Genomic DNA, 10,646 nt, shown 5'->3' with positions numbered 1-10,646 from the left:
GGCCAGGCGCAGCCAGGCGCTTTCCTGGCCCTGGTTCCAGCTGTCGCGGTCGAACAGGAAGCTGACCCGGTAGCGGCCTTCGAGGTCGATGTGGCCGTAGCGGTCGTTGGCCTTGGAACTGGTGACCCGCGCCGGCAGCGTACCGGCGATCTGCGGTTTGGGCTCCAGCGTTGGGCGAAAGCAGATGGTCTCGGAATAGGGGATGGCCTCGAAGGTGGTCTCCAGGCTGCGGTCACGCGCGGCCTGGGTGAACACGCGGGTGATCACCGCGCCGGGGTCGAAAGCCTGTGGGGCGCCGCCAGAGATTTTCAGCACCTGCCCGGGGGCCAGGCTGACACTGCTGCTGGCGCCGCTGAGGTGGGTCTGGCCGTTGAGGTAGCGCTCGTGCTTCAGGCGGGCGTAGAAAAAGCCGCTTTCGCTGAGCAGGTCTTCGTCCTGGGCGTAGGGGTCGCCCAGGGCGCTGTAGGGTTCGGCGTAGTGGTAGGCCTCGCCGTAGTTGGTGATGGCGCCACGGGTCTGGTCGACTTCGCCGTCCAGGTAGGCGCCGGCGTGGCGGTGGTGGTAGGCGCGGAAGTTGATGTGCTGCTCCACCACCTGGTGGCTGGCCTGCAGCGCCCACACCGCTTCTTCGCCGCTGCTGCTCAGGCCCGATGGCGGGCGGCACGGCAGTTTGACGTTGAACTGGTAGAAGCGCTGGTCGTCGTGCAGCTCGACCACGCTGATGTACAGGCGGTCGTCACTGACCACGCGGTACCAGATGCCCACCTCCGCCAGCAGCCGGGTGATGAACGCCAGGTCGCTTTCGCCGTACTGCATCACCTGCTCGCGCCGGGGGTACTCGCGCGCCAGCTTGAACAGGAAGTGCTGGCCAAGGAATTCGTGGCGGCTGCGCAACACGCTTTCGACGATTTCCGGTACCGACTGCTGCTGGTACAGGCGGTATTGCCGGCCGCGCCCAAGCAGCGCCAGGCGCGGCTCCAGGGTGACCTCGTAGCGTGCTTCGTCGCGGGATGCGGACAGGCGCTTGAACCCGGTAATCACCCCGTGCAGGGTACGCAGCGGCTTTACCACGGGGGCCTGAAAACCACGGGGCGGCGGCTTTTGCGGTGGTGCATGGAGGCTGAAGGTGGCGTCGCGGTTAAGGATGTGCTCGACGGCGATGTCCTGCGTGGTCGAGGTGAACTCCACGCGGTACTTGAACGGCTGGCTCAGGCGCTCGTCGCCTTCGAAGGCGAGCACGTCCAGTAGCGCATTTAGGCCAGGGACTTCGAGCTTGTGCTGGCTGTGATTGATGAACAAGGCAAGCGCTTTAGCCATGCTCACGCTCCAGGGCTGCCCGCAGCGGCGCATCGAGTTGTTCGGCAAAGTCCATGCAGAAGCCTTCAGCTTCGCTGTAGCCCATGGTCACGGCCAGCGTCGCCTGGCCGGCGGCCTGGCGCTGCAGTAACTGCTGGCTGAGCACAGGAAGGATTTGCTGGTCGAGCAGGCTGTCGATGTTGCGGGCGCCGCTATCGGGGAGCAGGCAGGCAGCGACCAACGCGTCTTTCAACGGCTCGTCGATCAGGCAGTACAGGCCGTAGTGACGGTGCAGGCGCTTGGCAACCTGGGCCAGCTTGAGCGCAACGATGCATCTGAGCGCTTCAGCCTCAAGCGGGCGATAGATCAGTGTTTGAAAACGCGCCAGCAAGGCAGGCTGGAAATGCTCGCGCAAGGTCGGGCGAAGCAGTGCCTGCAGTTCACTGCACGGCGCTGCGGGATGGGCTTGCAGATACTGCTGCAGCAGGTCGCTGCCCAGGTTGGAGGTCATCAGGATGACCGTGTTCCTGAAGTCGACTTCGCGACCCTCGCCGTCGCGCATGAAACCGCGGTCGAACACCTGGTAGAACAGGTTGAGCACATCACGGTGGGCTTTTTCCACCTCATCGAGCAACACCACGCTGTAAGGCCGCTGGCGTACCGCTTCGGTCAGTACGCCGCCCTGGCCGTAGCCAACGTAGCCAGGCGGGGAGCCTTTGAGCTGGCTGACGGTGTGGGCCTCCTGGTATTCCGACAGGTTCAGGGTGATCAGTGATTTCTCCCCACCGAACAGGCTGTCGGCCAGTGCCAGCGCCGTTTCGGTCTTGCCCGTGCCACTGCTGCCTACCAGCAGGAACACGCCCAGCGGGGCCTTGTCATCGGTCAGCCCGGTGCTTGCGGCCCGCAGCCGCTGCGCCATGGCATTCAGTGCCGGGGCCTGGCCAATCACACGCTCGCCCAGTTGCTGCTCCAGGGCCAGAAGGCTGCCCTGTTGATCCTTGAGCAGGCTGCCCAGCGGCACGCCAGTCCAGTCGGCAACCACTTCGGCGATGCTGCGTGCAGTCACGTCCAGCGATAGCAGCGGCTGGTTACCCTGGGCTTCGCTCAGCTGTTTCTGCAACGCCGCGCAGTGTGCAGGCAGCCTTGGCGTAGCCTGGCGCGCGTCGAGCAATTGCCGGCTTAGCACCAGCGCTTGCTGGTATTGCTGCTCCAGGCCGGCCTTGTCGGTCGCAAGCCTGGCCTGCTGCGCCTCAAGCCAGGCCAGGCGCTGGTCATGACCGCGCCCTTCAAGCCGGGCATCTTCCTGCAGGGCCTGGTACTCCAGCGCCAATGCGGCCTGCCGGGCCTTGAGCCGCACCAGGGCCTGGGGCTCGCAGTCCAGGCTCATGCGCACGCGGGCACTGGCGGTGTCGAGCAGGTCGACGGCCTTGTCAGGCAGCTGGCGACCCGCCAGGTAGCGACGTGACAGGCTGACGGCAGCCTGCACCGCCGCATCTTCGACATGCACACCGTGATGGCGGGCATAGCAACCTTTGAGGCCGCGCAGCATGAGGCAGGCATTGGCATCGTCGGGCTCGTCCACCTTGACCATCTGGAAGCGCCTTTCCAGCGCGGCGTCGCGCTCGAAGTACTGCTTGTATTCACGCCAGGTGGTTGCGGCGATGGTACGCAGTTCGCCACGGGCCAGGGCCGGCTTGAGCAGGTTGGCTGCATCCGCCCCACCCGCCTGGTTGCCGGCACCGATCAGGGTGTGGGCTTCATCGATGAACAACAGCACCGGATCGGCCGCGTGCTGCACCGCATCGATGACGCGCTTGAGGCGCTGCTCGAACTCGCCTTTTACCCCTGCGCCCGCTTGCAGCAAGCCCAGGTCGAGGGTGCGCACGGTTACCGGCTTGAGGCTGTCTGGCACCTCGGCGTTGGCAATACGCAAGGCCAGCCCTTCGACCAGTGCAGTTTTGCCGACACCCGGCTCGCCGACCAGGATCGGGTTGTTCTTGCGCCGGCGGCAGAGAATGTCGATTACCTGGCGAATCTCGTCATCACGGCCGAACACCGGGTCGATTTGTCCTGCAGCCGCTTTGGCGGTGATGTCCTGGGTGTACTGGTCGAGTACTGCCTGCCGGGCAGGCACCTGGTGTGCGCCTGCTGGCGCAGGGGTTGTCGGTTGCCTGGGCATGAGCGCCTGGGCGTCGGGGCGTTCTTCGGACTCTTGATCCAGCACCGCGGTCAGTTGTTGCAGTTGCGCCTGGCTGATGTTCAGCAGCGGCCAGGCTGATGTGCATCTGAGCAGGCCCGGCGCTTCCAGCAATGCGCCGAACAGGTGGGCGGAGCGCAACGTCTCGCTTTCATCGTCCAGCGATGCCCGCATCCAGGCGAAGGTGATCAACTGCTGCAGTTCACCACCCAGTTCAGGTTTGCCTCGCACGCTGCGCGGCAATGTGTCGAAGTGCGCCAGCAGGTTTTGCCACAGCGCATCCAGGTCCCATGCGTGGCGGCGGGCGATCACGTTCAGGTCGCCATGCCCTTGCTCCAGCAACTTGAGCAACCAGTGCTCGATACTGATAAATGCATGGCCACGGCTTTGGCACAACGAGGCCGCCGCAGTCAGAGCCTGGGCACAATAAGGGTTGAGGCGACGAAGCAGGCGAGCAGGATGGTGGGCCATTGGGTGCGTCCTTGTTGAATGCATTGGGCAGCCGCTGAGCACAGGCGGCTGCGGGCCTTGTTGCGTTCGGCCGGGCAGGTGCAAGCACCTGCTCAACCGGGTAAAGCGCTGCCGGCAGGCACAACCCCACCTGCCGGGCGCGGTGCAATCAGGCAGCGCCGGGGCGCTCATTCCAGGCGTCGGAATGGATGATGTTGCCGTCCAGATAGGTCCAGGTGATCTTTTCGTACCGCAACTCAACCACCTCCAGATGGTTGTGCTTCTCCTTGGAAGGGTCTTTGATGTCGTGCATTTTTGACGCGACGTTCACCACCTTGACGTTCTCCAGCGTGGTGTTGAAATACTCGACCTCCTGCCCGGCATCGTTGATGCGGTACCACTTGAACTCGGCTTTTTTCAGCGTCTGGCCGGTGGTGACGGCCTTGTAGAGGTACGGGCTGGCAGCATCGATCTCCTTGCTGAACACGAATGGAGTGTGAATGCGGGTGCCGGTCAGCTTGCCGGTGTTGTTGTCGGTGGGGATGTACAGGCAGTGGTCCTGGGCGATCACTTCAATGGAGCCCTCGCGGCCGCCGACGTTGACCGACCCTTTAAGGTCTGCACCGCCGTCGTCCTTCAGCCACAGGTAAACGGGAATAGCCATTTGAAACTCCTTTTCTCAGTCGTTGAATGCCGCCGAATGCGGCTGGGGTTGCGCGCCTGATACCGCACTGGCCGGGACACAGGCCCCTGCAGCTGGCACCAGACGGATTTCTACGCGGCGGTTGGCCGAGCGGCCGGCTTCAGTGTCATTGCTGGCCACCGGCTGGCTGGCCCCCAGGCCTTGAACCGCAAAACAGCTATCAGGGAGGTCGCCCATGCGCTGCATCCACGCATGGACGGCTGCCGCACGGGCGCGGGAAAGCTGCAGGTTGTGCGGGTGTGTGCCGGTCGCGTCGGTATGGCCGGCGATTACGATGAGCCAACCCGGCTGGGCCTTGATGCCGACCAGGGCCTTGATCAGCACTTCGGTGGATTCGGGCTTGAGCTGGGCACTGCCGCTGCTGAACAGCGACAGGCTGTCCAGGCGCACGGCGCCGGGGCTGCCGGACGAGGGGGTGAGCGCAACCGGCTGACGATGGCCCGCGATTGCAGCCTGCAGCGGAACGCGCAACGCCTCTCCCCGATACAACCCCAGGCCAAGGGCCCAGGGTTCACCATGGCGGTAGTACCGATCCAGCCGCTGGGCATCCTGATGCAGCACCGCCAGCGCTGCCTCGCGCTGTGCGAGGTCGCCCGGGTGGGTTGCCGCGTGGCGCCGCAGGTCGTCGCTCACTTGCCGCATCAACAGCGTGTTCTGCCAGGCGGAACTCGCCAGCGCTGCACTGCCCGCCAACACGAACAGCCACACACCCGGCACATACACCTTGAAGCGGTCACGCTGAGGCGCACGCGTGGGTAGCAGGTGAAGCAGCACGTCCGGGAATACCGGAGTGTTGTCGACCGTACGTTGCCCGGTGTTGCTCCCCGCTACACCGGTTTGCCCATGGAGCCAGCGCTGCCAGAGGTTGTTGGGCACGGGCGGGACCTGGGGCAGGTTCGAAGTGATTGCAACGATGGCCGGAGGCTTGGCCAGGGCATAGCCAGGGATCGATTCGCTCAAGGCTGGGGTGACCCATTCGGCCAGCCATTGCGCAACGCTGTCGAGTTGCAAGCAAGCCCTCAAACGCGCCGGCTGTAGCGACCCATCGCCACCTGAGCGCTGCCAATCGTGCAGGCTCATGCAGGCGCCGTCTTCGTACACGCGGGGGCTGGCGCACCCGGCGTCCCAACTGAACCAGGCCCCGGTTACCGCTGCGCCAGGCAGATAGCTCATCACCATCAGCGGCAAAGCGACCCCACGCCTGCGAACCTTGGCCACCTGGTGGCTGAAGCCGCGCAGGCCGTTGGCCAGCACTGCCGAATCGGTGTGCTGGGTGGGATCCACCACCAGCAAGGTGCCAAGTTGCGCTGCCCACCCGGGCCTTGCCGCCAGCAGGTCGGCAACGACTGCGGTGAGCTGCCCTGCACGTGCCACCCGTACATAACACCCTTGCCCGGTCACCCGCAGCGCCAACTGTTCATCGGGGGCAGGACCGAAAAGCCCGTGCTGGCCGTCGCCACACACCAGCAGCACAGGATGCCGGTATGAAGCGGCAGGCAAGGCAGCGTTGCCCGCCATGTGCTGCTGGCGACGCACAGTACGGCGCCACTGCCAGGCAACAGCACCTGCGGTAAGCACCACTGCGCTGATGCGCCAGCCTGCGGCCATTGGCACGATAGCCAACAGCAGCACGGCAAGGGCCCCTGCCCATGCCCACAAGCCCAGACGCTGCGTAAGTGTCATGGGCACCTCACACCTGGCCCGGCACAAGTGCTGCGACCGCCTGGCCTAACACCCGGTCCAGCCCCCACCACACGCCGGCAAGCAGCAGTGCTGCGGCTAGCACGTTCAGTAGCGGTGACTGCAACCAGCGCAGGCGCGCGGCTGTGCGTCGCTTGCCGGCCTGGGTGATGACTGGCTGAGTGATGCCCAGCGGCGTGACCCGCGCCGCCAGCGCTTCCAGCACCTGCTGCCGTTGCGGGTCTGCAATGTCTGTGTACCTGCCCTTGAAACCGAGCATCAATACACGGTGGAAGGCCGTAAGAACCTGAGGGCTGGCGGCGGGATCCCGCAACACCCTGCGCATGTCTTCGTAAAGTGATTCACCCGCCTGATGGCGATTGAAGAACCTGGCCTGCAACGTCTGCTGTACCCAGGCTGTGCGCGATTCCCCTTGCGCATGGCGCAGCACGGTTTCATCGAGCAAGGCGCACTGCGCGTGGCTTATATGGTCGATGCTGGGCCCATCCAGTTCGGCCTGTTGCAACGCATTGCGCACGGCTTCTACCTGCTGCACACACACTGACCACAGGTGAGGGCCGTTGTGCACCGACGCGCCGTGGCACAGTTCGACGACCAACAGGTAGCTGCCGTGCAGCAACGCGTCGACGCACAGGCCGCCGGAAACTGAACCTTGCTCTACCGGGCTCATGTACGCAGTACCGCAAACAGTTCAAGCCGGGCGTCGGCGAAGGTGCTCGGCACATACAGCGCGCACACCCCGTGCGCCAACATGGCCCGCCCTTTGGCGTGCGCAAGGTCAAGGGCGAAGTACTGGTTCTCCAGGCGCAACGGGATGGCGGCCGGCACATGGCTGAGTGCTTGCAGCGGAACCCCATCGAGCGCGGCATTGACCAGATGGTCGACATCGTCCGGCGCCCCGACCTTGCACAGCCTGGGGAACAGGCTTTGCACTTGGGCAGCAGGCAAGGCACTGCGTACCGACAGATAGAAATCAACGCCTTCAGGTTCAAGCAGGCGTGGGTCATCAAGCCTGACCTGCCAGCGGTTGGCACCGGCCTGCGCAAGCACCAATGCCACGACCCGCGACGGCAGGCTCGCCTCCAGCAGGGTGGCGATGGTCCGCATCAGCTGCGGGAGGACGGCCTCCAGGTTACCGTGCTGGTAGGCCGGAATGCAGTGAAGGTCGTGGTCCAGGGAGAATGTCAGCAGGCTCCCGGCCATCTTGACCAGTGTCTGGTAGACCTGTTCGGGGTGGCGCGCCGGGTGGGCTTGCACGTCTGCCAACACCGGCTGGTACGAGTTCAGGGTATTGAGCAGCCAGAACAGCGTCACATCGGCAACGGCGAAGTCAGCCATGCGCTGGTTGCTCTCCCGACGCATGCCCATCAGGCGCTCGCGCTTGGCGCACAGCTGGGTGAGCAGGTTGTCCAGTTGCACCAGCAACCCGGGGTGAGCGGCAAAGCTCAGCAGCGGCGGTATATAGGTGCTGTCCAACTCCCAGCCACCCTGTGCATCACGCACCAGCCTGGCCACCGGGCAGGTCAGGTAATCCGCGTTATCGTCGTCCTGCAGGCGCAGGCTGAGCATATGTTCGAGCACCCCGACCGATTGCACGTCATCGCCATGGATGTCCTGGATCTCGCGCCATGCCTGACGGTAGCGCGTCGGGCGATCGAGCCGGCCGCCGTCGAACAGGCAGTTGCCACCGTTGGCCTGCTCCAGCGGCAAGGCCAGCACCACCGTGGCGGCCTTTGCGGCCTCCGGAAGTACCCGGGACAACTCCAGCGCCGGTGGCAGAGGGTCCATCCGTTCACTGTCGATCAACGTGCCATCGGGCATGCACAGGCACACCCGGCTGGCCTTGAGCTTGCCAAGCTGCAACGCATCGCTGTCGAATGCCAGGGCTTGCACGCCCCAGGGGTGCACAAGTGTCTGACGCGCAATACAGAGGTTGGCCCACGCCTCCAGGCGCGCCTGCTGCTGGAACTGCTGCGGGGACAGGACAGCCCCCGAAGCCCACAAGGGTCGGTCAATGTTCAAGTTTATGGCTCCTGCGGGTACTGCTACGATTTAGCCTTGGGCATCTGCGAGACTAATGACAAGTTGATATCCATGCCTTCTACCTGGAAGTGCGGCACGGCAAACAACTTGACGCGGAAGAAACCGGGGTTGTCTTCAATATCCTCGACAATCACTTTTGCTTCGCGCAGCGGGTGAGACGCCTGCAACTCATCACCCGGATCGGTCATTTCGGTAACCAAACCGCCTACCCACTTGTTAAGTTCCAACTCCAGCAAGCGACGGTCTTTGGTTGTACCTATGTTTTCTCGCTGTATGAGTTTCAGGTAGTGGGCGATACGCGAAAGCAGGAATACATAAGGCAATCGCGCATTGATACGACTGTTGGCGGTCGCTTCGGGGGTGTCGTACAGGGCCGGCTTGTGCGCGGAGTTGGCCGAAAAGAAACAGGCGTAATCCCGATTTTTGTAGTACGACAGCGGGATCAACCCCAGGTTGGCAAATTCGAATTCGCGGGTTTCCGGAATCATGATTTCCGAAGGAATTTTCGCCTGACTTCCCGTACCCAAGTCATACAGGTGAATAGGCAAATCAGTCACCGCCCCTCCCGACTGCGGCCCGCGAACCTGCACACACCAGCCATTACTGATAAAGCTCTTGACCATGTTGGCCGCAAAGGCGAACGAGGCATTGACCCATAGATACCGGGCATGGTCGGGGCCTTTGACGTCTTCTATATAATTGAAGCCGCGCACCGGCTTGGTGTCGGGCCCATAGGGCAATCGGCCGATGACACGCGGGGTATTCAAGCCGATGTAGCGCGCATCTTCACTTGTGGCGAAACTCTGCCACTTTATGTACTCGGCACGCTCCATGTAGTTGCCAATATCCTTGATTGCAGCCACTTCTTCCATTGTGCGCTTGCCGAAGAATGCCGGCCCTACGGCACCTAAAAATGGCATGTGCGCCGCCGCCGCCACTTTGGAAATGTTGCGCAACAGCGCAATGTCCTGAGGGCTACGATCAAATTCATAGTCCGAGACAGCCGCTGCAATGGGCTCCCCGCCGGGCGTGTCGTATTCCTGGGTGTAGGTATGCAGATAGAGGCCGCTTTGGGCAATTTCCGGGGCGTCTTCAAAATCCTGCACCAGGTGGGCCTTGCTGATGTCGAGCAACTCGATACGCACGTTCTGCCGGAAGTCCGTCTGATCGATCAGCGATTTCGCGCCGCGCCACGTAGCCTCCAGGCGTTGAAAGTCCGGGTGATGCATGACCGCATCGAGCTGGCGGCTGATTTGGGCATCAAGCGAAGCAATGTGTTCGTCCAGCAGCGCCCTGTCCAGGCGGTCGATTTTCGGTGCCGCACGCTTGAGCAGTTCAAGGAATACACTGACAGAGGCTGTTACACGCTCATCCGCAGTCGCTTCCGACAGTGCCTCGATGCTCTGGAACGCATCAATATTGCCCATGGCCGCTAGCGGCTTGAGATTGATCTTGTCGAACAGGGCGTGATAAACGCTCTGGTCTTTTTCCGCCAATACGGCAGCGCCGTGCGGTTGCACAGAGGGTTGCTCTTCGGTCATGTTTTACTTCCTGTACGTTCAGGCGAAGGGTGTTAGTGCGCGTCAGCAGGCATGAGCGCAGACAATTCCTTGCGCAACGCATCACTGAGGCCTTCATCTTTGAGAATACGCTCCAGCTCCGAGCGGAACGTCGCGTTATCCAGCAGGTTGGCTTTAAGCTCGCGCAACAGATTGCGCATTGCCAACAGTGCACGTAGCTGTGGTAATTGCCGGGCAACCTGCTCTGGCTCGAAGTCTTTCATGCACTGGAAATCAAGTGCCACGGCTGCGTCACTGCCGTCACCGGCCAGCGTGTTTTCAACGACAAACCTGAGCGAAGGCGAATAGTCCGCCATCACGCTATCGAAATTGTTCTTGTTGATGTTGGCCTTGCTGCGCTCAGACAGCGGCCGCTGTTCTTTTCCGTTGCTGTAGTCTCCCATCAGCAGGAGTTTCAACGGCAACTCGACTTTGCGTTGAGCCCCGCCGGTATGCAGGTCAAGTTTGATGTTGACGCGTGCTTTAGGCACTTCATCCTGAAAGCTGTTACTGGCCATGTGTTCTCCCTTGGCGTGAGCCGATTCGGATCAGTGGAAAGGAACAATGGACTGCATCTCAGGGAATTTCCATAGCTGGAGAGCACATCAGAAGAGACTTACAGCGACCGGTAAATATTCCTACAGCCAAATGGTTGTATCTATGAAATCCAACGACTCAAACGTAACAAGAAGTGAAG

General features: G+C 62.5%; 8 protein-coding genes. All 8 read right to left on the bottom strand.

Annotation, left to right across the window (positions count from 1 at the left end; genetic code table 11):
• On the bottom strand, positions 1-1,317 hold a 1,317-nt coding region (locus ACFY9W_RS19150), incomplete at its 3' end, for a type VI secretion system tip protein VgrG (RefSeq protein ID WP_391133089.1).
• Positions 1,310-3,964: a type VI secretion system ATPase TssH gene (tssH, locus tag ACFY9W_RS19145; RefSeq protein WP_391133086.1), complete on the bottom strand. Its 2,655-nt coding sequence runs from the start codon at positions 3,962-3,964 to the stop codon at positions 1,310-1,312. The genes ACFY9W_RS19150 and tssH, both read right to left, overlap by 8 nt.
• A gap of 148 nt (positions 3,965-4,112) precedes the next feature.
• Positions 4,113-4,607, bottom strand: coding sequence for a type VI secretion system tube protein TssD (locus ACFY9W_RS19140; RefSeq protein ID WP_391133083.1), 495 nt, complete (start codon positions 4,605-4,607; stop codon positions 4,113-4,115).
• Between the two features lie 15 nt (positions 4,608-4,622).
• Positions 4,623-6,329: an OmpA family protein gene (locus ACFY9W_RS19135; protein ID WP_391133080.1), complete on the bottom strand. Its 1,707-nt coding sequence runs from the start codon at positions 6,327-6,329 to the stop codon at positions 4,623-4,625.
• A gap of 7 nt (positions 6,330-6,336) precedes the next feature.
• The gene (tssL, locus tag ACFY9W_RS19130) at positions 6,337-7,017 is read right to left on the bottom strand and encodes a type VI secretion system protein TssL, short form (protein WP_391133077.1); all 681 of its coding nucleotides are present in this window, start codon (positions 7,015-7,017) and stop codon (positions 6,337-6,339) included.
• Positions 7,014-8,369, bottom strand: a complete 1,356-nt coding sequence (gene tssK / locus ACFY9W_RS19125; protein WP_391133074.1) for a type VI secretion system baseplate subunit TssK — start codon at positions 8,367-8,369, stop codon at positions 7,014-7,016. Before tssK ends, tssL begins: the two co-directional genes overlap by 4 nt.
• 23 nt (positions 8,370-8,392) lie before the next feature.
• Positions 8,393-9,931 carry a type VI secretion system contractile sheath large subunit gene (gene tssC / locus ACFY9W_RS19120; RefSeq protein WP_391133071.1) on the bottom strand — a complete coding sequence of 513 codons (1,539 nt, stop codon included), beginning with the start codon at positions 9,929-9,931 and terminating at the stop codon, positions 8,393-8,395.
• A 32-nt stretch (positions 9,932-9,963) separates the two neighbouring features.
• A complete protein-coding gene (gene tssB / locus ACFY9W_RS19115) occupies positions 9,964-10,467 on the bottom strand; it encodes a type VI secretion system contractile sheath small subunit (RefSeq protein WP_391133068.1) in 504 nt (167 codons plus the stop codon).
• Between the last annotated feature and the right edge of the window lie 179 nt (positions 10,468-10,646).

It is taken from the genome of Pseudomonas sp. NPDC008258 (assembly GCF_042956345.1).
Lineage (GTDB): Bacteria > Pseudomonadota > Gammaproteobacteria > Pseudomonadales > Pseudomonadaceae > Aquipseudomonas.
This window is presented reverse-complemented; position numbering and strand designations above follow the sequence as displayed.

Excerpts from the sequence above, each read along its gene's own strand:
- tssH (WP_391133086.1), bottom strand. The coding sequence starts at position 3,964 with ATGGCCCACCATCCTGCTCGCCTGCTTCGTCGCCTCAACCCTTATTGT.
- ACFY9W_RS19140 (WP_391133083.1), bottom strand. The coding sequence starts at position 4,607 with ATGGCTATTCCCGTTTACCTGTGGCTGAAGGACGACGGCGGTGCAGAC.
- ACFY9W_RS19135 (WP_391133080.1), bottom strand. The coding sequence starts at position 6,329 with ATGACACTTACGCAGCGTCTGGGCTTGTGGGCATGGGCAGGGGCCCTT.
- tssL (WP_391133077.1), bottom strand. The coding sequence starts at position 7,017 with ATGAGCCCGGTAGAGCAAGGTTCAGTTTCCGGCGGCCTGTGCGTCGAC.
- tssC (WP_391133071.1), bottom strand. The coding sequence starts at position 9,931 with ATGACCGAAGAGCAACCCTCTGTGCAACCGCACGGCGCTGCCGTATTG.
- tssB (WP_391133068.1), bottom strand. The coding sequence starts at position 10,467 with ATGGCCAGTAACAGCTTTCAGGATGAAGTGCCTAAAGCACGCGTCAAC.